Genomic DNA, 20,333 nt, shown 5'->3' on the forward strand with positions numbered 1-20,333 from the left:
GACCTGGCGACACTGCCGAGGGTACCTGCGCCGTCCACGCGACTCAACTCACCCCGAACAGCTCCACCCGATGACGAGAGGAACTCCGCATGAGCACCGCTGCCACCACGGACGTGCCGGAGAAGAAGACGCCGAAGAAGCAGTCACGCTTCTTCGCGAATGCCCAACGGCTGGGCCGGAGCCTGTTGCTCCCGATCGCGGTCATGCCGGCCGCGGGCATCCTCAACCGGATCGGGCAGCCCGACCTGCTCGGTGCGATCCCCGGGTTCGAGACCGGTGCGAGCGTCATCGGCGCCGCCGGCAACGCGATCTTCACCTGGCTGCCGCTGCTCTTCGCGGTCGGCATCGCGATCGGCTGGGCGAAGAAGTCCGACGGCACGACGGCCCTGGCCGCGGTCGTCGGCTACATGGTCATGTACGAGGTCTTCAAGACGATGTCGCCGATCGTCCTGGCGGGCGTCAAGGACTCGGCCGGCAACCAGGCGACCATCAACTTCGGTGTCCTCGGCGGCATCGTGATGGGTCTCGTCGCCGCGGGCCTGTGGCAGAAGTTCCACCGGACGAAGATGCCCGACTTCCTCGGGTTCTTCTCGGGTCGCCGTCTCGTCCCGATCCTCACCGCGGCCGCCGGTCTGGTCATCGCCGTGCTGATGTCCTTCGTCTACCGGTACTTCGACATCGGCCTCACGTGGGTCGGCGAGCAGGTCACGTCGCAGCCGGTCGTCGGTGGCGGCATCTTCGGGTTCGCCAACCGCATGCTCATCCCGGTCGGTCTGCACCAGCTGCTCAACTTCTTCCCGTGGTTCCAGCTCGGCAGCTTCGCCGGTCCGAACGGCGCCGTCTCCGGTGACATCCCGCGCTTCCTGGCGGGCGACCCCACCGCCGGCATCTTCCAGACCGGCTTCTTCCCGATCATGATGTTCGCGCTGCCCGCCGGTGCGCTGGCCATCTGGCGGAACGCCCGCCCGTCGCAGCGCAAGCTCGTCGGCGGCATCATGCTCTCCGCCGCGCTGACGTCCTTCGTGACCGGCATCACCGAGCCGCTCGAGTACTCGTTCATGTTCGTGGCCTGGCCGCTCTACGTGATCCACGCCGTGCTCACCGGCACCTCGCTGGCGCTGGTGAACGCGCTCGGCATCCACGACGGCTTCTCGTTCTCCGCCGGGGCGATCGACTACGTGCTCAACTTCGGCAAGGCGCAGGGGGCGATCTGGCTCATCCCGATCGGTCTGGCGTACGCGGCGGTGTACTACTTCCTCTTCAGCTTCGTGATCAAGAAGTGGAACCTCCGGACGCCGGGTCGCGAACCGGAGGACGAGATCGCCTCGGCCTCGGTCGACGACCTCACCAAGGCGTAGGTCCTCTGGCCCGACCGAGTCACGGACGGGAGGTCCGGTGCCAGCTGGCACCGCACCTCCCGTCCGTCGTTCGTGCTGATACCGGTTTTGACAATCGTTCTCATGTGGCGCTAGCGTCGTCCCCATGCACACCCGACTCCTCGCCCTGCCGCTCGTCGCCGGCGCCGCCGCGCTCGCCCTGACCGGGTGCGCGACCTCCTCCGGATCGACCGACGCTGGCGACGGCACGGTCCGCGTCGTCGCCTCGACCAACGTCTACGGGTCGATCGTCGAGAGCATCGGTGGCGACCACGTCGACGTCACGAGCATCCTCGAGGACCCGTCGCAGGACCCGCACTCGTTCGAGTCGAGCGCGAAGACGCAGCTCGCCGTGTCCAAGGCGGACCTGCTGATCGAGAACGGCGGTGGCTACGACGACTTCATGTCCACGCTGGCGAAGTCCTCGAACACCGACGCCCCCACGATCAACGTGGTGGAGCTCTCGGGTCTCGACACCGGCGGATCGGACGAGTTCAACGAGCACGTCTTCTACAGCTACCCGACGATGGTGAAGCTCGTCGCCGACGTCTCCGAGCGCCTGACGAAGCTGGACAGCGCGGACGCGAGCACCTTCCAGGCCAACGCGAAGACCCTCACCGGCAAGCTGCAGGAGCTCGAGTCGCAGACCGCCTCGGTCGAGAAGACCGTCGACGGCGAGAAAGTGGCGTACACCGAGCCCGTGCCGGGGTACCTCTTCGACGCGATGGGCCTCGACAACGTGACGCCGCCGGACTTCTCCGAGGCGATCGAGGAGGGCGACGACGTCCCGCCGGCCGCGCTCAACGACACGCTCAAGCTCTTCACGAGCGGAGAGGCGAGACTGCTCGCCGTCAACGAGCAGACCTCGAGCCCCGAGACCGAACAGGTCCAGAAGGCCGCGAAGCAGGCGGGCGTCCCCGTCATCGGTGTCACGGAGACGCTCCCGAAGGGGGAGGATTACGTCTCGTGGCAGCAGGCGAACATCGACGCGGTGACGGCGGCACTCCAGAAGTGACGACCCTCCAGGACCGGGACCGGACCGCCACTGCCGCGCGCAGTGGTGGTTCCGCCGTGCTCGCACTCCGTGACGCGGGGCTCGCCTACGGCAGTCGTCGGCTCTGGGACGGCCTCGACCTCGACGTGCAGCCCGGCGAGTTCGTCGCCGTGCTGGGGCCGAACGGCGCCGGCAAGACCTCGCTGCTCCGCACCGTCCTCGGCCAGCAGCGGCTGACGAGCGGGTCGATGTCGTTCCTCGGACGCCCGGTCCGGCGCGGTCACCGGAGGATCGGGTACATCCCGCAGCAGCGGCTGATGGACTCCGGGACCCCGCTCCGTGCCCGCGACATGATCGCGCAGGGTGTCACCGGGCACCGCTGGGGCATCCGACCCGAACGCCGTGCCGAACGCGAACGCATAGACCGGATCGTGGCGGAGGTCGGCGCGACCGCGTTCGCCGACGCGCCCGTCGCCGAGCTCTCCGGCGGCGAGCAGCAGCGCACCCGTGTCGGACAGGCCATCGCCGCCGACCCGGCACTGCTGCTCTGCGACGAACCCCTCATCTCGCTCGACCTCCGGCACCAGCGCGGCGTCACCGAGCTCATCGACCGGCAGCGCCGACAGCAGGGCGCCGCGGTGCTCTTCGTCACCCACGACGTGAACCCGATCCTCGACGTCGTCGACCGGGTCCTCTACATCGCAGGCGGGCGCTTCCGGATCGGCGCCCCCGACGAGGTCCTGCGCGCCGACGTCCTCAGTGACCTCTACGGCACGCCCGTCGACGTCGTCCGCACGATGGGCCGCATCGTCATCGTCGGTGCGAGCGACGCCCACGACACCGCGGGCGACGGACACCACCACTGCGAGCCCTCGCCGCACGCCACCACCCCCGACGAAGGACGGATCTGATGGACGTCTGGTCGACCGTCTTCTCGTTCCAGGACTACGGCGAGCTGCTCGTCCTGGTGCGCAACTCGATCATCGCGGGCGCCGTGCTCGGCATCGTCGGCGGGCTCATCGGGCCGTTCGTCGTCGCCCGGAACATGCCGTTCGCGGTGCACGGCATCAGCGAGCTGTCGTTCGCCGGCGCGAGCGCCTCCCTGCTCCTCGGCGTCAACGTCGTCAGCGGCTCGGTCGTCGGGTCCCTGGTCGCCGCGCTGCTCATCGGGGTGCTCGGCAGCCGGGCCCGCGACCGGAACTCGATCATCGCCGTGCTCATGCCGTTCGGCCTGGGCCTCGGCATCCTCTGCCTGGCGCTCTACAAGGGCCGGGCCGCGAACAAGACCGGCCTGCTCACCGGCCAGATCGTCTCCGTCGACAACCCGCAGCTCGGCATGCTCGTGGCCATCGCCGCGGTCGTGGTGCTCATCCTCGTGGTCATCTGGCGTCCGCTGATGTTCGCCTCGGTGGACCCCGACGTCGCCGCGGCCGCCGGGGTCCCGGTGCGCACCCTCGGCCTGGTCTTCATGCTCGCGCTCGGCCTGGCCACCGCGGTGTCGGTGCAGATCGTCGGGGCGCTCCTGGTGCTCTCGCTGCTGGTCACCCCGGCCGCCGCCGCACTGCGGGTGACGGTGAACCCGGTCCTCGTGCCGGTGCTCTCCGTCGTGTTCGCCGTGACCTCGGTGGTCGGTGGCATCCTCCTGGCCCTCGGCGGCGGACTGCCGATCAGTCCGTACGTCACCACCATCTCGTTCCTCATCTGGGTCGTCTGCCGGGTGCTCGGCGCCCGCAGGGACCGCCGTGGACGTGACCGCGTGACGGCGCGGGAGCAGCAGGTCGACCGTGGGACGGGCCTCCCGGCCGTACCGGAGCAAGGAGTCGCAGCATGAACGCCGTCCAGAAGCCACGACGCAACACCTGGCAGCGCGAAGCGGTGCGCGGAGCCCTGTCCGAGACCGACGGCTTCGTCAGCGCGCAGTCGCTGCACGCACACCTGCGGGACGGCGGCTCCACCATCGGGCTGGCGACCGTGTACCGGGCGCTGTCCGACCTGGCCACCGAGGGTGACGCCGACTCGCTGCAGCAGGACGGTGAGTCCCTGTACCGGGCGTGCACGACCGACAAGCACCACCACCACCTGATCTGCCGCGTCTGTGGCCGGACGGTCGAGATCCAGGCCGACCCCGTCGAGGAGTGGGCCCGCGCGACCGCCGCCGCGAACGGGTTCTCGAACGCCAGCCACGTCGTGGACGTGTTCGGCGAGTGTGCCGAGTGCACCGCGCGTGCCGCTGTCCGGGGCGGCGCGTAGTCTCCGCCACATGCACGTGATCCTGGTTCCCGGGTTCTGGCTCGATGCGAGCGCATGGGACGACGTCGTCCCGGTCCTCCGCGCGGCGGGCCACACCGTCGACGCCGTCACCCGACGCGGGTCGACGCTCGACGAACAGGTCGCCGACCTCGTCGCCCGGGTGGACGACGCCCCGGAGCCGGTCGTGCTGGTCGGGCACTCCGGTGCGGGGCCGATCGCGTACATGGCGGCCGACCAGCGGCCCGACCGGGTGCTGCACCTGGTCTACGTCGACACCTTCCCCGGGCCGGACGGTGGATGCGTCAACGACGAACTACCGGTCGTCGACGGGCAGGTGCCCCTGCCGTCGTGGGACGTCTGGGAAGCCGCGACCCTGCGGGACATGACCCCGGAGATCCGTGCCGACGTCGAACGCCGTGCGTTCCCCGAACCGGCTCGCGTCGCGTCCGACCGGTTCCACTACGCCGACCCCGCACGACACCGGATCCCGGCGACCGTGATCACGTGCGAGATCGCCCCGGACGAGCTGGCCGGCATGGTCGCGGACCACCAGGTCTGGGCCGCCGAGCTCGTCGCGACCGAGGAGCTCGAGATCGTCGGCCTGCACACCGGGCACTGGCCGATGTCCACCGCACCACGGGAACTCGGTGCGCTGATCGTGCAGGCGCTGGCACCGCGCCCGACCGACGGCGTCTGAGGGCGCGCTCCGGCCGGACCGCGCGGGTCCGGACAGCCGTCGAGGGAGCCCGCGGGTAGCGTCCGGCGCGTGGACCTCGAGGCGTGGACGAGTTGGGCGGGCGCCGGCGACTACGACGTCGCCCGGTTCGTCCTGCAGCGTGGGGTCGCGGCGATCGCGTGCCTGGCGTTCCTGTCGGCGATCGCGCAGTTCCCGGCGCTGCTGGGCGAGCGGGGCCTCCTGCCCGTCCCGCGGTTCATGGAGCGCCGGTACGCGCAGACCCTGCCCGTCGTGTGGCGGTGGTGGCGGTACACCGATCGACGACTGCGGATCCTGGCCGGAGGCGGGGCGCTGCTGTCGCTGACGATCGTCGTCGGCCTGCCGCAGCGGGGGCCGGCGTGGGTCCCGGTGCTCTGCTTCCTCGTGCTCTGGCTGGCGTACATGTCGATCTCCGATGTCGGCCAGACCTTCTACTCGTTCGGGTGGGAGTCGCTGCTGCTCGAGTCCCTGTTCGTCGTGGCGTTCCTCGGCTCCGACCAGGTCGCGCCACCGATCGTGGTGCTCATCGCGATCCGGTGGCTCGTGTTCCGGCTGGAGTTCGGTGCCGGCATGATCAAGATGCGTGGGGACCGGTCGTGGCGCGACCTGACCGCGCTCTACTACCACCACGAGACGCAGCCGATGCCGAACCCGATGTCGCGCAGGGCCCACCTGCTGCCCCGACCCGTGCACCGGCTCGAGACGCTCGGCAGCCACGTGGTCCAGCTCGGGGTGCCGTTCCTGCTGTTCGCGCCGCAGCCCGTCGCCTCGGTCGCCGCGGCGCTCGTGCTGCTCACCCAGGCCTGGCTCGTGGTGTCGGGCAACTTCGCCTGGCTCAACTGGATCACCCTGGTGCTGGCCTTCGCGGCCGTCGATGACCGGTCGATCGCGACGGTGCTGCCGTTCCTCGACGGGATCGCGGACACCGGCCCGACCGCGACGCCGGCCTGGTTCGTCGGACTGACGGTCGCGGTCGGCCTGCTGCTGCTCGTGCTGTCCTGGCCGTCGGCGAAGAACCTGGTGTCACGCCGACAGCTCATGAACGCGTCGTTCAACCGCTGGCACCTCGCCAACGCCTACGGTGCCTTCGGCAGCGTCACGCAGGAGCGCGACGAGGTGATCGTCGAGGGCACCATGGCAGAGGTCCCCGACGAAGCGGACTGGCTGCCCTACGAGTTCAAGGGCAAGCCGGGGGACCCGCGTCGCCGCCCGGGGCAGTTCGCTCCGTACCACCTGCGCCTCGACTGGCTGATGTGGTTCCTGGCGCTCGGTGCGGACGACGGCTGGTTCCGGGTGTTCGTGCTGCGGCTGCTCGAGGCGGACCGGCCGACGCTCCGGTTGCTCCGGCACGACCCGTTCGACGGGCAGCGGCCGCGGTGGGTCCGGGCGCGGGTGTTCCGGTACCGGTTCGCCACCCGGGTGGAACGGCGGGAGACCGGGCTGTACTGGATCCGGCAGGAACAGGGGTACCTCCTGCCGCCGTCCGGCCTCCGGCGGTGAGGGCGGACCGGAGGCCCGGCGTGCGGCGCGCCCGGCTTGCGAGGTGCCTGGCCGTCGCGTAACGTGGGTGGCTGGTTCTCTGCGTTCATCGTGGAGTGCCCGTTGTTCTGCCCTCCGACCGTCGCGAACGCCGCGGTCGCGCGGTACCGGATCGAGCCTCCAGGCCCGACTGCCGGTCTGGGCGGTGCGCACAACCCCCTCGCTCGTCGCCGTCGTGGACTTCCACTCAGGCGGCGCAGCGCGTGCGTGCCAGGCAAGTGACCTTGGGTGCAGCCGATCGGCTGCACGGTATTCATCAGGAGGAAACCATGGCTGCAGTGTGCCAGGTGACCGGCGCCGTTCCCGGCTTCGGACACAACATCTCGCACTCGCACCGTCGGACGAAGCGTCGCTTCGACCCGAACGTGCAGAAGAAGACCTACTACGTGCCGTCGCTGCGTCGTAACGTGACGCTCAACGTCAGCGCCAAGGGCATCAAGGTGATCGACGCTCGTGGCATCGAGTCCGTCGTGGCGGGCATCCTCGCCCGTGGGGAGAAGATCTGATGGCGAAGCGCGGTCAGGACATCCGTCCGATCATCAAGCTCCGTTCCACTGCGGGTACCGGGTTCACGTACGTGACCAAGAAGAACCGCCGGAACAACCCCGACCGTCTCGTGCTGAAGAAGTACGACCCGGTGGTCCGCAAGCACGTCGACTTCCGTGAGGAGCGCTAGGCCATGGCGAAGAAGAGCAAGATCGCGAAGAACAACCAGCGCGCCGTCATCATCGAGCGCTACGCCGAGCGTCGCCTCGAGCTGAAGAAGGCCCTCGTGGACCCGAACGGCACCGACGAGTCCCGCGAGGCCGCCCGCGTCGGCCTGCAGAAGCTGCCCCGCGACGCGTCGCCGGTCCGCTACCGCAACCGCGACGCCATCGACGGCCGTCCCCGCGGCCACCTCGGTGAGTTCGGCATCAGCCGTGTCCGCTTCCGTGACATGGCCCACCGTGGCGAGCTCCCCGGCATCACGAAGAGCTCCTGGTAAGCACCAGTTCTCCCGGCGCCCCCGCGACCTCTCGAGGTCGCGGGGGCGTCGTCGTCGTCCGCGGGACGTCATCCGCCGACCCGGGCAGCACCACGGTCGTCACATCGGTCACTCCAGCCCCTCCTGTCACCGGAGAGGCCCGGAAAACCGGGCGGGTCGACCGGAAACCCCGGAACCGGCTGGTAGGTTCATCAGCGGTTCCCCGGGCCCTCGGCCCGACCGGGCCCACCGCTCGGGGCAACCGTCCCGCAGCATCCGGACGTTCCGCGTCCGACCCATACGCAAGAAGTCCGAGGAGGACATCCAATGGCTGACAAGTCACTGAACCGCACCGAGCTCGTCGCTGCCGTCGCCGCCGAGTCCGGCCAGAGCCAGGCCACCGTCAACGGCGTCGTCGACGCGCTCTTCGCCGTCGTCGGCAAGTCCGTCGCGGACGACACCAAGGTCACGATCCCGGGCTGGATCGCCTTCGAGAAGACCCACCGCGCCGCCCGCACCGGCCGCAACCCGCAGACGGGTGAGGCCATCGAGATCGCCGCGAGCGACTCGGTCAAGGTCAGCGCCGGCAGCAAGCTCAAGGCGTCGGTCAAGTAAGACCACTCAGCTCCACGGAAGGGACGGCGTTCGCGCCGTCCCTTCCGTCGTTCCCGGGAGGCCCGTCCACCGTCCACAGGTCGGCCCGCGTTGTTTCGGTGGCGCGCTGGGCAGCGCCTAGGCTTGACGGGTGAACCGCATCGCGCGCATCGCCGGCCCCGGCGTCCTGCTGCTCGCGGCGTTCGTGTCCCTGCTCGTGGCGCTCGTCGTCGGCGGTGGTGCCGACGCCGCCCTCATCGCCGACCCCGGTGCGGTCGTCCGCTTCGGGCTCCCGATCGCGCGGATGCTCGTCGACCTGTCCGCCGCAGCCGCCATCGGCGGGCTCGCCCTCGCGACGATCGGACTCTCCCGCACGGCACCGGAGTGGGACCGCGCGATCGACGTGGCCGCCGCGGCAGCCGGTGTCTGGACGGTGACCTCGGCGGTCACGACCTTCTTCACCTACCTCAGCGTCGCCGGCGGGGCGGTCAGTCTCGACGCGAAGTTCGGCCAGTCGATGGGCGTCTTCCTCACCGGGACCGACCTCGGTCTCGCCTGGCTCACCACCGTGCTCGTCGCGGCAGCGGTCACCGTGCTCTGCTTCGCCGTGCGATCCCGGGGCATGGTCGCGCTGACGGCCGGTGTCGCCCTGATCGGCCTCGTCCCGCTGACACAGCAGGGCCATGCGGCCGGCACCGCCAGCCACGACGCCGCGGTCACCGCACTCGGACTGCACCTGGTGGGTGCCGCGCTCTGGGTCGGCGGGCTCGTCATGCTCGTCCTCGTCCGTGACGTCGTCCCCGGCGAGCGTCTCGCAGCCGTCGTCGGCCGGTACTCCAGCGTCGCGCTGGGTTGCTTCGTCCTCGTGAGCGTCTCCGGCGTGGTGTCCGCCCAGATCCGGATCGGGGCCTGGGCTGAGCTCGGCAGCCCGTACGGCGTGCTCGTGCTCGTCAAGGTGGCCGCGATCGTCGCGATGGGCGTCATCGGAGCGATGCACCGCCGCCGGGTGATCTCCGCCCTGACCGCCGCACCCGCGCGCGTCCGGCCCTTCTGGACGCTCGTCGTGGTCGAGCTCGCCGTGATGGGCGTCGCGTCGGGCTTCGCCGCCGCGCTCGGCCGCACCGCCACCCCCGCGGGGCAGCTGGCGCTGAGCAAGACCAGCGACCCGAGCCCGGCCGAGGTCCTGACCGACGACCCGCTCCCCGCGGCGCCGGGGTCCTGGGGCTGGCTGACGAACTGGAACGTCGACCTGTTCTGGCTGATGGCCGCCGTGCTGCTCGTGGCCGCCTACGTCGCCGGGGTCGTCCGTCTGCGTCGACAGGGGCGTTCCTGGCCCCTCCGCCGCTCGGTGTCCGCCGGCATCGCGGTGGTGGCGCTCGTCGTCGCGACCTCGGGCTCGCTGCACACCTACGACCGCTTCCTGGTGTCGGCGAACGTCGGAGCGCACGTGCTGCTCGGGCTGGTCGTCCCCGCCCTCGTCTGGGCCGCGGCGCCCGTGCAGCTCATCCGGGCAGCCGTCCACCCGCGAACGGACGACAGCGCCGGCGTGGCCGAGTGGACCACGGTCTTCGTCGACAACGCCGTCGTGCGGTACCTGGTCCAGCCGTTCCCGGCGTTCCTGCTGCTCGCCGGCATCTGGTGGGGGCTGTACGCGACCGACGTGCTGCGCTGGTCCGTCAGCGACGCCATGGGCCGGACCGTGGTGGACCTGGTCTTCCTGCTCGTGGGGCTCCTGGCGCTGCCGACCCTCCTCACGCCGATCGCCCTCGGCGCCCGGCGGCCGTCGGCAGCGGCGTTCCTCGTGCGTGCCGTCGGAGCGGTCGTCGTCGCGGCGGCCACCATCTCGCTCGGCATCGCGATGCAGGGGCCGCTCGGGCTGCTGCAGGCGTCCTGGTTCGGGGCGATGGGGCGCACCTGGGGCCCGGACCCGCTCGTCGACCAGGCCCGGGCAGGCGCGCTGCTGATCGTCGCGGGTGTGCTCGTCGTCGTCGCGGTGGTCGTCGTCGGCGCGGTGCGCCTGTGGACCCGTCCGGGTGCCGGGGTCGGTGTCGGCGGCGGTGTCGGCGGGGCCGAGGACCAGCCCATCGCACCGGCGGCCGCGTCCCCGGCGGACGTGCCCACGAGCCTCCCGGACGCCGACACCGCGACAGCGGTCGGCGACAGCGGCGTCGCGAGCGGATCGAGCGCGCGATGAGCGTCGAGCTCTCCGCCGAACAGCGGGCGGTCTTCGAGTACATCGAGTCGACGCGCGACCACGTCTTCATCACCGGACGAGCCGGCACCGGCAAGTCCACGCTGCTCAACCACCTGTCCTGGAACACCGAGAAGCAGGTCGTCATCTGCGCCCCGACGGGTGTCGCGGCGCTGAACGTCGGCGGACAGACGATCCACTCGCTGTTCCGCCTGCCGATCGGCCTCATCGCGGACGCCGAACTGCGGCAGGGCCCGGACACCCGGAAACTCCTCAACACCATCGACACCCTGGTCATCGACGAGGTCTCCATGGTCAACGCCGATCTGCTCGACGCCATGGACCGCTCGTTGCGGAAGGCCCGCGGACGGCAGTTCGAGCCGTTCGGCGGCGTCCAGGTGGTCATGTTCGGCGACCCGTACCAGCTGCCCCCGGTACCGGGTGACGGTGACGAGCGCGCCTACTTCACCGACCACTACCGGTCCATGTGGTTCTTCGACGCCAAGGTGTGGCTCGAGGCCCAGCTCCACATCATCGAACTCGCGACCGTGCACCGGCAGCGGGACGATGCCTTCGCCGCGATGCTCACCGCCGTCCGCCACGGCCGGGTCACCGCCGACGTCGCGCAGCGGCTCAACGAAGCGGGCGCCCGTCCTGCCCCCGACGACGCGATCACCCTCGCCACCCGGAACGACACCGTCGCCCGGATCAACAAAGCCGCCCTCGAACGGCTGCCCGGCAAGCTGAAGACCGCCAAGGCCGACGTCAACGGCGACTTCGGCGGTCGGAACTTCCCGGCGGACGAAGCCCTCGAGCTGAAGCCCGGCGCCCACGTGATGTTCCTCCGCAACGACCCGGACCAGCGCTGGGTGAACGGCACGCTCGGCATCGTGCGGAGCATCCGCGACACGGTGTGGGTCAGCGTCGACGGTGAGGACTTCGAGGTCCAGCCGTCGGTGTGGGAGAAGTTCAAGTACTCGTACGACCCGGAGAAGAAGGAACTCAAGAAGGACACGGTGGGGGAGTTCCAGCAGTTCCCCCTGCGCCTGGCCTGGGCCGTGACGATCCACAAGTCCCAGGGCAGCACCTACGACCGGGCGGTGGTGGACCTCGGCAACCGGGTGTTCAGCGCCGGGCAGACGTACGTGGCGTTGTCGCGCTTGACGTCCCTGGACGGGCTGTACCTGACGCGGCCGCTCCGACCGGCGGACATCATCGTGGACCTCGACGTGCGGCGGTTCATGTCCGAGTCGCCGCGCGTCGTCGCGACGCAGCTCGAGCCGCCGAAGCCCGCCGCCGAGCCCTCGGACGCACCCGAGGCCTGACGCCGACGCGAGCCGGCCCGCTCCGTCCGTGGTGCGCCCCCGCGCTCCCTGCGGCCTCGACGGGCCGGTGCCGAGGTCGCACGACGTGCCGCTCGCGTCCGTCGAGGTCGCACGACGTGCCGCTCGCGTCCGTCGAGGTCGCACGATGTGCCTGCTGGGCGGCCGGCCGGCGGCCGTTCGTGCGACGTCGACGGCTGCCCGGCGGCGGTTCGTGCGACGTCGGTAGGTGGGCGGGTGAGCTGCCGCTCGCGTCGCCTGGTCGCTCGACGTGCCGCTCGCGTCCGTCGAGGTCGCACGATGTGCCTGCTGGACGGGCGGCCGGCGGGAGGTCGTGCGACCTCGGCGAGGGGCCGGCGGCGCGTCGCGCGACCTGGCCGCGCCGCACGCACCCCACGAACGACGACGCCCGCCTGCCGGAGCGGCAGACGGGCGTCGGAGGTGAGCAGGTCAGGCGCGGGCGCCCGCTGCCCGCAGTGCGCGGATGTTCTCCTTGTCGGCACCCAGCGCGGTGAGCAGCAGGACGACGCCGACGATGGCGTGGAAGACGTTGTCGGTCGTGTTCAGCGCGAGGACGTTCGCCGAGGTGTTCGAGAACACGAACCCGTAGACGGCGAGCACGAGCAGCACGACACCGATGACCCGGTTCACCGTGCGGGACCCGATCGTGTTGCCGAGGCCCACGATGAAGAACGCGGCGGCCAGGATCGTCCACAGCCCGCAGAGGGCCGGGTTGAGCCCGAACGCGTTCCAGAGGAACCCACCGGAGCGGCTGAAGAACGCTCCGCCACCGTCCTGGGCGAAGAAGAAGCCCAGGATGCCCCAGATCGCGAAGAGCGTGCCGGCGGTCATCGCCAACGCGCGGTTCGGCGAGGCGATGATGCTCGGTTCCTTGACGGCCACTTCGGTCTCCTCTTCCTGCGCGACGATCGCGCTGTACGACTGCCCGCCGTCGCGCTGGTCACGCACACTGTCAGCGGCACGCGCTCCGGTGCCGGACCGACCTGTGTCACGCTGTCCGGAGACCTGCTGCAGGACGGCCGTGGCCTTGCTGCGAAGGCCGGCGTTCCCAGCTTCGGACGGGTGCCCCAACGGTATCGTGTCGGACCCCGAGCGACCGAATCGCTTCCCGCGCAGCAGACCGACGACGAGGCCGACCACCATGACCCCCAGGAGGACGATGCCCGTGATGCGGACGCCTGAGCGCACCGCCCCCGAGTCCGTCGACGAGGGGCGTGGACCGAGCGTCTCCCGGAGGCTCCGGTGGGCTCTGCTCGCGGCTCTGGGGTTCGTGATCGTGCCTTCCGTCTACGCGGTCGCCGTGTTGACGCCGCTGGGGCAGCGGGTGGAGGACGCCGCGCTCGGCGGTGTCCGCGAGTCCGACCTGTTCGGGTCGGACACCGCACTCAACGTCATCTCGGTGCCGGTGATCCTGCTGTTGGTCGTCGTGATCGCCGCCGTCGCGTTCGCACGCAGGCGGCTCGCCGTGGGGCTCGGAGCGGGCTTCGTGGTGCTCGCGTCCGCGGCCACCTCGACGTTGCTCAAGCGTATCGCCGAGCGCCCGGAGATCGCTCAGTCGACGACGCCGAACTCGTTCCCGTCGGGGCACGCGACCATCGCCCTCGCGGCGTTGTTCGCCGTGTTGATGGTCACGCCGCGGCGGTTCCGGCCGCTGGTGCTGCTCGTCGGCGCCGTCTACGCGGTGTTCGTCGCGAACCAGACCGTCGTCTACGGGTGGCACCGGGTGAGCGACATCATCGGCGCCTGCGCGGTCGCGCTGTTCTGGCTCGGGCTCGTCCGGGCGGTCGGACCGCAGGTGGACCGCGGCGCCCGGGGCGACCGTGACGGACGCCGGGGACCGCGACGCGCGGTGACGGTCGTGCTGCTCGTCGCCGTGGCCGCCGCGTTGGCGGTCGGTGTGGTCGCGCTGCTGGTCGGGACCCTCGGTGACGGAGAGCACGGCGCGATGCTGCTGGCGGGTCGGCTGGCCTCGTCCGCCAGCGTCCTGGCGGTGATCACGGCGGTGTGGTTGGCCGATGGCATGCACCACGTGCCGCCGACGACCAGCGCGGACGCGCCTCCCGTCCGCATCTGAACGGGGGCGGTGGCAGTGGCGGGAATGCTCCCGCCTGCGCTACGTTGTAACCGTCAGTTCGATGCAAACGCATAGAACAGCGACGAGTCAGCGACAGACGAGGCGGCACATCATGCAGTTCGGGATCTTCACAGTCAGCGACGTCACCACCGACCCCACCACCGGGACCACGCCGGACGACACCCAGCGCGTCCGGGACATCCTGACGATCGCGCAGCACGCGGACCAGGCCGGCCTCGACGTCTTCGCCACCGGCGAGCACCACAACCCGCCGTTCGTCGCCTCGAGCCCCACGACCATGCTCGGCTACCTGGCCGGCGTGACGAAGGACATCACCCTCTCGACGTCGACGACCCTCGTCACCACGAACGACCCGGTGCGCATCGCCGAGGAGTACGCGATGCTCCAGGTCATCTCCGGCGGCCGCATGGACCTGATGATGGGCCGCGGCAACACCGGCCCGGTCTACCCGTGGTTCGGCAAGGACATCCGGCAGGGCCTGAACCTGGCGGTCGAGAACTACGCACTGATCCGCCAGCTCTGGGAGAACGAGGTCGTCAACTGGCAGGGGCAGTTCCGCACGCCGCTGCAGGGCTTCACCTCGACCCCGCGCCCGCTCGACGGCGTCGCCCCCTTCGTCTGGCACGGGTCGATCCGCACGCCCGAGATCGCGGAACAGGCCGCCTACTACGGCGACGGGTTCTTCCACAACAACATCTTCTGGCCGATCCAGCACACCGAGCAGATGGTCGGGCTGTACCGGCAGCGCTACGAGCACCACGGACACGGGCGTGCTGACCAGGCGATCGTGGGCCTCGGTGGGCAGTTCTTCGCGCGGAAGAACTCGCAGGACGCAGTCGACGAGTTCCGTCCCTACTTCGACAACGCCCCGGTCTACGGACACGGCCCGTCGATGGAGGACTTCACCACCCAGACCCCGCTCACCGTCGGTTCGCCGCAGCAGGTCATCGACCGGTACGCCACGATGAAGGACCACGTCGGGCACTACCAGCGCCAGCTGTTCCTCATCGACCACGCCGGCCTGCCGCTGAAGACGGTGCTCGAGCAGATCGACATCCTGGCCGAGGACATCGTCCCGGAGCTGCGCCGCATCAACGAGTCCGACCGGCCCGAGCACGTGCCGTCGAACCCGCCGACGCACCTGGAGCGCGTCGTCGCCGCCCGCGCGTCCGGCACGGCCGGTGCTGACCACGTGGCCGCCGTCGACGAGTGGACCGGCGCGTCCGTCTGAACGGGCCGGTGACCAGCTGACGGACGGGAGGCTCGCCACCCGTCCCGGCGCGCGACTCGGCCTCGGTGCGCGTCTCGACCCCGGTGCGCGTCGCAACCCGGGTGCTCGTTGCCTCCGCCGAAGCGACAGATCGCCGCGAAGCATTCGCGGCGATCTGTCGCTTTCGCGTCCCGGAAGCCGCGCGGGTCAGCGCCGGACGTCCCGAGGGTCGGCGGGGCGCGCGGGGCGTGCGGGCACGAGCTTGAGGCCGACGACGCAGCCGACGATGCCCGCGATGAACAGCAGGCGGAGGAGCGTGACCGGCTCCGCGCCGGTCGCCATGCCCCAGAGCACCGTGAGTGCCGCTCCGGTGCCGGTCCAGACGGCGTACGCGGTGCTGATCGGGATCTGCTTGAGGACGTACCCGAACGCTCCGAGGCTCAGCACGATGGTGACCGCGAAGACCAGCGTCGGCCCCGGGCGGGTGAAGCCGTCGCTGGCCCCGAGCGCGGTGGCCCAGACGGTCTCGAACGCGGCGCTGACGAACAGCACGACCCAGGGCATCAGCTCACCACCTTGAGACCGACGACGCACGCGACCAGACCGAGGACCAGTGCGATGCGGGCGAGCGACGCGGCCTCCTGCCGCCGTAGGACCGCGACGACGACCGTCAGCGAGGCGCCGATCCCGACCCACACCGCGTAGGCGGTGCCGACCGGGATCTCTTTCATGGCGAACGCGAGCCCGACCATGCTCAGGCCCATGCCGGCGACGAAGACGATCGTCGGCACCACCCGCTTGAACCCGTTCGACGCCCCGAGCGCGGTGGCCCAGACGGCCTCGAGCACGCCCGACAGCACCAGGATGACCCATGCCATGGTGTTCCTCCGATCCGAAGTCGTACGACTGTGCGACTTGCTGCCGTCCAGTTCTAGCACGAAGTCGTACGAGCGTGCGACCATGAGTGCATGTCGCGCAGCATCGACCTCGAGGAACGCCGTCGCACCGTGTCCGCGGCGGCCTGTCGGGTCCTCGCCCGGGACGGCCTGGGTGGCCTGTCCGTCCGGAACGTCGCCGCCGAGGCCGGACTGCCCCCGAGCACCGTCCGCTACGCGTTCCCGACCCAGGCGAGCGTCCGGGAGCACGCGATCGCCTCGGTCTTCGACCGGACCAGGGAGCGCATCGAGGCGATCCCCGCGGACCTGCCGCCCCGCGAGTGGGTGCGGGCCGTCCTCGTCGAGCTGCTGCCCCTCGACGACGAGCGCGTGATCGAGCTCGACGTGTACCTGGCCCTCGGGAACGCGGCACTGACGGACGTCGAGCTCCGGCCGACGCTCGACCGCGTCGTCGTCGAGATGCGCGAGTGGTGCGAACGCGTCCTCGGCGTGATCGGGGTGCCCGAAGCCGACCGCGAGTACGAGGCCTGCCGACTGCACGCGCTGCTCGACGGCCTCGCGATGCACGTCGCCCGGCTCGCACCGGGCGAATCGGGTGACTGGGCGATCGACGTCCTCGACCGACACGTCGACGGAGTCGCCCGGATCTGACCGAGGGAGGCCTGACCGGCGCAGCCCCGGCCGGGGGAGCCGGACCGGGAGGCCTGACCGGCGGAGCCCCGGACCTGCCACGCCCTGCCGGACCGGCGCAGCCCCGGACCGGCCCGGCCCCGCCCTGCCGGACCGGCGCCGATCCGCCGGGGCAGGACGGGCCTCCAGGCCGGCGACGCCGACGCCCCCTATCCTGTCCGGGTGACGAGCACCCCCGCCCGCCCCGTCACGACGCGCCCGCGCAGCCTGACCGGCCCCGGTCTGGTCCTCGCCGCCGTCGTGGCGCTCCTCGCCGTCCGCGTGCTCTCGCCGGCCGTCGGGACCGCGGGCCTGCCGGACGTCGTGCAGGACTTCCTGACGCTCGCCATCAGCGTCGTCGTCGAGTCGCTGCCGTTCGTGGTCCTGGGCATCGTACTGTCGATCGTCGTCGAGGTCTGGGTCCCGCACGGGGTCCTCGAACGGATCCTGCCGACGCGGCCGATGCCCCGGCGTGCGGTCATCTCGTTGATCGGCATGCTGTTCCCGGTGTGCGAGTGCGGCAACGTCCCGCTGGCCCGCGGGCTCATGCTCCGCGGGTTCACCCCGGCCGAGGCGGTCACGTTCCTCGTCGCCGCACCGATCCTCAACCCGCTCGTCATCATCAGCACCGCGCAGGCGTTCGGCTGGTCGGGGTGGATCCTGCCCGCGCGGATCGTCGGCGGGTTCGTCGTCGCGAACCTGGTCGGGTGGATCGTCGCCGCGCACCGCCGCCCGGCGGACCTGCTCCTGCCCGCCTTCGAGGCCCGCTGCCGCGCGGCCGTCGGCGCCCCGCCGGTCCGCGACAAGTGGCGGGAGAGCGCGTCCCACTTCGGTGGCGAGACCGCGACGATGATGCCGGCTCTGTTCGTCGGTGCCGGGCTGGCGGCGGCGATCCAGGTCGCGGTACCGCGGAGCGCCCTGGTCGCGGTCGGGTCGAACCCGGTGCTGTCGGTGCTCGCGATGATGCTCCTGGCGATGACGGTGTCGCTCTGCTCGAACGTCGACGCCTTCTTCGCACTGTCCTTCGCGTCGACGTTCCTGCCCGGGTCGATCACCGCCTTCCTGATCATCGGGCCGATCATCGACGTGAAGATGATCGCCCTGCTCCGCACGACGTTCCGCGCGCGCTTCCTGGTGCTGCTCGCTGTCGTCTGTGTCCTGTTCGCCGCGACCGTCGGGTTGGTGATGAATGTCCTCGTCTGACCGCAGCCCGGCCGGGCACGAGCACGGTGCCGCCGCCAGTCACGCGGACCGCACCGCGACGCGTCGGGCACTGCTCGGCCTCGGGTCCGTCCTGGCCGTCGCCCTCGGCACGCTCTGGCTCGGGCTCGCCGACCACCTCGACCTCTACATCAACCCCCGGTACGCCGTCTTCACGCTGGTGCTCGCGGCCGTCGCGGTGCCCGCTTCGGTCGCCGGCCTCGTCGTGGTCGCCCGCCACGGCGGCCACACGCACGACGCGGACCCGGAACCCCGGCCGGGAGGCGGTGGTCGCCTCCTGCACGTCGTCCTCGGCTCGGTCGCGGCGCTCGTCACGATCGGCACCGTCGTCGCGATGCTCGTCCTGCCCCCGACGACCCTCTCCGCGCGGACCGCGCAGCAGCGGAGCGTGGGGTCGGCCTCGCTGTCCGACGCGACGGGTGCCGGGGCGCCGGTGTCGCTCCTCGGCAGCGAGTCGGTCGACACCTCGGGCTACGGCGTGAAGGACTGGGCCGCGCTCATCCGGCAGAGCACCGACACGACGGCGCTCGTCGGCCGCGAGCTCACCCTCACCGGCTTCGTCGTGCCCGGCTCTGACGACACCTTCACGCTGACCCGGTTCGTCGTCAGCTGCTGCGCGGTCGACGCCCAGCCCGTCGGCATCGGTGTCACGACGGACGGCACGCCGTCGCCGGAGAACCAGTGGGTCCGGGTCGAGGGCGCCCTCGCCGCGAACCCGGACACGTCCTCGGACGCCCGGCTCGTCATCCGCGCCGCGACGGTCACCCGTGTCGGCCAGCCCTCGGACCCGTATGAGTACTGACGCCGAGCCGGGTGCCGTCCGCCCGCGACGTCCGGTCACCCACCGCTTCCGCCGTCGGTTCCTGGCCGTGGTGGTCGTCCTGACCGTCGTCGCAGCGCTCGCCGCCGTGGTCGGTTCGCAGCAGGGCCCCCGGTTGCGGTCGGTGTCGTACGACGCCGGCGACCTGGTCACCCGGCCCGCCCAGCGCGTGATCCTCACCGCGAACCAGGCGGTGCAGCGCGTCCCGGCGTCTGCGGTCCGCGTGAGTCCTGCGGCAGCGTTCTCGGTCACGTCGAGCGGCAACACCGTCGCCGTGGAGTTCGCCGGCCCGCTCGGGTACGACCGCGACTACACGCTGACGGTCCGCGGCGTCCGCGCCCCGGGGCAGGCGGCCGCCTCCGAGCTCCGCACCACGATCCGCACCGGCAGCACCGACGTCCTCGCCGTGCTGCCCGGCGGGGACGGCGACCCGGACCGGATCATCCGCCGGGACCTCGGCGCCGCCGGCACCCGCACCGTGTACCGCGCGTCGGGGATCGCGGAGTACGCGGTCCTCGCCCGCTCCCTGGTCGTGCTCCGGAACGACACGTCGGGCCACTCGGCGATCGACATCGTGCCGCTCGCCGGTGGCGTCCAGGACCCCGCGGTCCCCGTCGAACGGCTGTCGATGCCGAGCCCGGTCGGGACGGCGAAGGCCCTGCACGCCGCCGACGACGGCGCATCGTTCGGGTTCGTCTACGCTGACACGTCCTCCGGTCGGTCCGAGGACGTCGGCCTGTACGACGTCGACCTGACGGGCACGCACCAACCGGAGCCGGTCGGGCCGGACGGCCGACCGGCGGTCGGGGCGACACCGCTCTCGGTCGCCCAGTGGGCCTACGTGCCGCGCACCGCGAGCGCCCTCGTCCGGACGGGCGCCGACGACCTGGTGCTCGTCGACATGGGTGGTCGCAACGAAGCCGTCCGACTGGGCTCTGCGACGTACCTGCACGGCTTCGTGGGCTCCGGCACGACCGCAGTCGTCGAGACCGGCACCGGCATCGTGCAGCTCGACCTCACGGACGGCGACCGGACCCCGCTGCCCACCCCGGCGGCGAGCACCGATCAGCCCTACCTCGGACGCATCGCTCCGCTCGCCGAGGGTCGGTACCTGCGGCTCGTCGGTTCGACCCGCGACGACGGCACCCTGGCGGCCCGCATCATGCGGGTGGACGGGGCAGGGGCCTCCCGGCTGGCGGTGACCATCCCCGACGACGCGAGCGTCACCGCGGTCTGCCCGTCACCGAACGGCCAGTTCGCCGCGGTGGCGACACGTTCCGCCGGCGGCGCGCTGGTCAGCGTCGTGGACACCACGTCGGGTGCACTCCAGGCTTCCCTGGCCGGCACCGCGATCGACTGGTGCACCGCGCTGCCGACGGGCGACGAGGTCGGCTGAAAGCCGGACCCGGGAACGGACCAACCGGACCAACCGGACCCGGGAACGGACCGACAACCG

General features: G+C 71.3%; 22 protein-coding genes. 19 read left to right on the forward strand and 3 right to left on the reverse strand.

Annotation, left to right across the window (positions count from 1 at the left end):
* Positions 1 to 89: 89 nt before the first annotated feature.
* The 13 genes from DEJ33_RS06455 to DEJ33_RS06515 all read left to right on the forward strand — a co-directional run bounded on the left by DEJ33_RS06455 (position 90) and on the right by DEJ33_RS06515 (position 11,948).
* Positions 90 to 1,358 (forward strand): PTS transporter subunit EIIC, encoded by a 1,269-nt coding sequence (locus DEJ33_RS06455; protein WP_110904989.1) that lies wholly within the window; start codon positions 90 to 92, stop codon positions 1,356 to 1,358.
* A 124-nt stretch (positions 1,359 to 1,482) separates the two neighbouring features.
* Positions 1,483 to 2,391, forward strand: a complete 909-nt coding sequence (locus DEJ33_RS06460; protein ID WP_111194491.1) for a metal ABC transporter solute-binding protein, Zn/Mn family — start codon at positions 1,483 to 1,485, stop codon at positions 2,389 to 2,391.
* Positions 2,388 to 3,281, forward strand: coding sequence for a metal ABC transporter ATP-binding protein (locus DEJ33_RS06465; protein WP_110905114.1), 894 nt, complete (start codon positions 2,388 to 2,390; stop codon positions 3,279 to 3,281). The genes DEJ33_RS06460 and DEJ33_RS06465 overlap by 4 nt, the downstream gene beginning before the upstream one ends.
* Positions 3,281 to 4,201, forward strand: a complete 921-nt coding sequence (locus tag DEJ33_RS06470; protein ID WP_111194492.1) for a metal ABC transporter permease — start codon at positions 3,281 to 3,283, stop codon at positions 4,199 to 4,201. Before DEJ33_RS06465 ends, DEJ33_RS06470 begins: the two co-directional genes overlap by 1 nt.
* On the forward strand, positions 4,198 to 4,620 hold the full coding sequence (locus tag DEJ33_RS06475) for a Fur family transcriptional regulator (protein ID WP_111194493.1): 423 nt from the start codon (positions 4,198 to 4,200) through the stop codon (positions 4,618 to 4,620). The genes DEJ33_RS06470 and DEJ33_RS06475 overlap by 4 nt, the downstream gene beginning before the upstream one ends.
* A gap of 10 nt (positions 4,621 to 4,630) precedes the next feature.
* Complete coding sequence (locus tag DEJ33_RS06480) at positions 4,631 to 5,317, forward strand: alpha/beta fold hydrolase (protein WP_111194609.1); 687 nt, start codon at positions 4,631 to 4,633, stop codon at positions 5,315 to 5,317.
* 69 nt (positions 5,318 to 5,386) lie between these two features.
* Complete coding sequence (locus DEJ33_RS06485; RefSeq protein ID WP_111194494.1) at positions 5,387 to 6,835, forward strand: lipase maturation factor family protein; 1,449 nt, start codon at positions 5,387 to 5,389, stop codon at positions 6,833 to 6,835.
* Positions 6,836 to 7,143: 308 nt separating this feature from the next.
* Positions 7,144 to 7,380, forward strand: coding sequence for a 50S ribosomal protein L28 (gene rpmB / locus DEJ33_RS06490; protein ID WP_110905118.1), 237 nt, complete (start codon positions 7,144 to 7,146; stop codon positions 7,378 to 7,380).
* Positions 7,380 to 7,550 (forward strand): 50S ribosomal protein L33, encoded by a 171-nt coding sequence (rpmG, locus tag DEJ33_RS06495; protein ID WP_110905119.1) that lies wholly within the window; start codon positions 7,380 to 7,382, stop codon positions 7,548 to 7,550. The genes rpmB and rpmG overlap by 1 nt, the downstream gene beginning before the upstream one ends.
* A gap of 3 nt (positions 7,551 to 7,553) precedes the next feature.
* Positions 7,554 to 7,859, forward strand: a complete 306-nt coding sequence (gene rpsN, locus DEJ33_RS06500) for a 30S ribosomal protein S14 (protein ID WP_110823155.1) — start codon at positions 7,554 to 7,556, stop codon at positions 7,857 to 7,859.
* Between the two features lie 306 nt (positions 7,860 to 8,165).
* Positions 8,166 to 8,453, forward strand: a complete 288-nt coding sequence (locus DEJ33_RS06505) for an HU family DNA-binding protein (RefSeq protein ID WP_110823157.1) — start codon at positions 8,166 to 8,168, stop codon at positions 8,451 to 8,453.
* Positions 8,454 to 8,583: 130 nt separating this feature from the next.
* Entirely contained in the window at positions 8,584 to 10,626 is a 2,043-nt protein-coding gene (locus DEJ33_RS06510) for a cytochrome c oxidase assembly protein (RefSeq protein ID WP_111194495.1), read from the forward strand.
* Positions 10,623 to 11,948, forward strand: coding sequence for an ATP-dependent RecD-like DNA helicase (locus DEJ33_RS06515; RefSeq protein WP_111194496.1), 1,326 nt, complete (start codon positions 10,623 to 10,625; stop codon positions 11,946 to 11,948). Before DEJ33_RS06510 ends, DEJ33_RS06515 begins: the two co-directional genes overlap by 4 nt.
* A 447-nt stretch (positions 11,949 to 12,395) precedes the next feature.
* On the opposite strand, the gene DEJ33_RS06520 is transcribed toward DEJ33_RS06515, so the two are convergent.
* The gene (locus tag DEJ33_RS06520) at positions 12,396 to 12,914 is read right to left on the reverse strand and encodes a DUF4383 domain-containing protein (RefSeq protein ID WP_181432827.1); all 519 of its coding nucleotides are present in this window, start codon (positions 12,912 to 12,914) and stop codon (positions 12,396 to 12,398) included.
* Positions 12,915 to 13,134: 220 nt separating this feature from the next.
* On the opposite strand from DEJ33_RS06520, the gene DEJ33_RS06525 reads away from it, so the two are divergent.
* Complete coding sequence (locus DEJ33_RS06525) at positions 13,135 to 14,040, forward strand: phosphatase PAP2 family protein (RefSeq protein WP_181432826.1); 906 nt, start codon at positions 13,135 to 13,137, stop codon at positions 14,038 to 14,040.
* A gap of 112 nt (positions 14,041 to 14,152) precedes the next feature.
* Positions 14,153 to 15,292: a CE1758 family FMN-dependent luciferase-like monooxygenase gene (locus DEJ33_RS06530; RefSeq protein ID WP_111194497.1), complete on the forward strand. Its 1,140-nt coding sequence runs from the start codon at positions 14,153 to 14,155 to the stop codon at positions 15,290 to 15,292.
* A gap of 186 nt (positions 15,293 to 15,478) precedes the next feature.
* Here the strand turns inward: DEJ33_RS06530 and DEJ33_RS06535 are convergent, their stop codons facing one another.
* Positions 15,479 to 15,835, reverse strand: coding sequence for a multidrug efflux SMR transporter (locus DEJ33_RS06535; protein WP_111194498.1), 357 nt, complete (start codon positions 15,833 to 15,835; stop codon positions 15,479 to 15,481).
* Positions 15,835 to 16,149: a multidrug efflux SMR transporter gene (locus tag DEJ33_RS06540; RefSeq protein WP_111077397.1), complete on the reverse strand. Its 315-nt coding sequence runs from the start codon at positions 16,147 to 16,149 to the stop codon at positions 15,835 to 15,837. The genes DEJ33_RS06535 and DEJ33_RS06540 overlap by 1 nt, the downstream gene beginning before the upstream one ends.
* A 90-nt stretch (positions 16,150 to 16,239) precedes the next feature.
* Here DEJ33_RS06540 and DEJ33_RS06545 point away from each other — a divergent pair, with 90 nt between their 5' ends.
* The 4 genes from DEJ33_RS06545 to DEJ33_RS06560 all read left to right on the forward strand — a co-directional run bounded on the left by DEJ33_RS06545 (position 16,240) and on the right by DEJ33_RS06560 (position 20,273).
* A complete protein-coding gene (locus DEJ33_RS06545) occupies positions 16,240 to 16,818 on the forward strand; it encodes a TetR/AcrR family transcriptional regulator (RefSeq protein WP_111194499.1) in 579 nt (192 codons plus the stop codon).
* A 201-nt stretch (positions 16,819 to 17,019) separates the two neighbouring features.
* Entirely contained in the window at positions 17,020 to 18,039 is a 1,020-nt protein-coding gene (locus DEJ33_RS06550) for a permease (protein WP_181437262.1), read from the forward strand.
* Positions 18,026 to 18,859, forward strand: coding sequence for a TIGR03943 family putative permease subunit (locus tag DEJ33_RS06555; RefSeq protein ID WP_111077399.1), 834 nt, complete (start codon positions 18,026 to 18,028; stop codon positions 18,857 to 18,859). The genes DEJ33_RS06550 and DEJ33_RS06555 overlap by 14 nt, the downstream gene beginning before the upstream one ends.
* On the forward strand, positions 18,849 to 20,273 hold the full coding sequence (locus tag DEJ33_RS06560) for a hypothetical protein (protein ID WP_111194500.1): 1,425 nt from the start codon (positions 18,849 to 18,851) through the stop codon (positions 20,271 to 20,273). The genes DEJ33_RS06555 and DEJ33_RS06560 overlap by 11 nt, the downstream gene beginning before the upstream one ends.
* Positions 20,274 to 20,333 lie beyond the last annotated feature (60 nt).

The organism is Curtobacterium sp. MCPF17_047 (assembly GCF_003234045.1).
In the GTDB taxonomy this organism is placed as follows: domain Bacteria; phylum Actinomycetota; class Actinomycetes; order Actinomycetales; family Microbacteriaceae; genus Curtobacterium.

Excerpts from the sequence above, each read along its gene's own strand:
- DEJ33_RS06515 (WP_111194496.1), top strand. The coding sequence starts at position 10,623 with ATGAGCGTCGAGCTCTCCGCCGAACAGCGGGCGGTCTTCGAGTACATC.
- rpmB (WP_110905118.1), top strand. The coding sequence starts at position 7,144 with ATGGCTGCAGTGTGCCAGGTGACCGGCGCCGTTCCCGGCTTCGGACAC.
- DEJ33_RS06555 (WP_111077399.1), top strand. The coding sequence starts at position 18,026 with ATGTCCTCGTCTGACCGCAGCCCGGCCGGGCACGAGCACGGTGCCGCC.
- DEJ33_RS06460 (WP_111194491.1), top strand. The coding sequence starts at position 1,483 with ATGCACACCCGACTCCTCGCCCTGCCGCTCGTCGCCGGCGCCGCCGCG.
- DEJ33_RS06530 (WP_111194497.1), top strand. The coding sequence starts at position 14,153 with ATGCAGTTCGGGATCTTCACAGTCAGCGACGTCACCACCGACCCCACC.
- DEJ33_RS06535 (WP_111194498.1), bottom strand. The coding sequence starts at position 15,835 with ATGCCCTGGGTCGTGCTGTTCGTCAGCGCCGCGTTCGAGACCGTCTGG.
- DEJ33_RS06525 (WP_181432826.1), top strand. The coding sequence starts at position 13,135 with ATGCGGACGCCTGAGCGCACCGCCCCCGAGTCCGTCGACGAGGGGCGT.
- DEJ33_RS06560 (WP_111194500.1), top strand. The coding sequence starts at position 18,849 with ATGAGTACTGACGCCGAGCCGGGTGCCGTCCGCCCGCGACGTCCGGTC.
- rpsN (WP_110823155.1), top strand. The coding sequence starts at position 7,554 with ATGGCGAAGAAGAGCAAGATCGCGAAGAACAACCAGCGCGCCGTCATC.
- rpmG (WP_110905119.1), top strand. The coding sequence starts at position 7,380 with ATGGCGAAGCGCGGTCAGGACATCCGTCCGATCATCAAGCTCCGTTCC.
- DEJ33_RS06475 (WP_111194493.1), top strand. The coding sequence starts at position 4,198 with ATGAACGCCGTCCAGAAGCCACGACGCAACACCTGGCAGCGCGAAGCG.
- DEJ33_RS06505 (WP_110823157.1), top strand. The coding sequence starts at position 8,166 with ATGGCTGACAAGTCACTGAACCGCACCGAGCTCGTCGCTGCCGTCGCC.
- DEJ33_RS06455 (WP_110904989.1), top strand. The coding sequence starts at position 90 with ATGAGCACCGCTGCCACCACGGACGTGCCGGAGAAGAAGACGCCGAAG.
- DEJ33_RS06470 (WP_111194492.1), top strand. The coding sequence starts at position 3,281 with ATGGACGTCTGGTCGACCGTCTTCTCGTTCCAGGACTACGGCGAGCTG.
- DEJ33_RS06540 (WP_111077397.1), bottom strand. The coding sequence starts at position 16,149 with ATGGCATGGGTCATCCTGGTGCTGTCGGGCGTGCTCGAGGCCGTCTGG.
- DEJ33_RS06480 (WP_111194609.1), top strand. The coding sequence starts at position 4,631 with ATGCACGTGATCCTGGTTCCCGGGTTCTGGCTCGATGCGAGCGCATGG.
- DEJ33_RS06545 (WP_111194499.1), top strand. The coding sequence starts at position 16,240 with ATGTCGCGCAGCATCGACCTCGAGGAACGCCGTCGCACCGTGTCCGCG.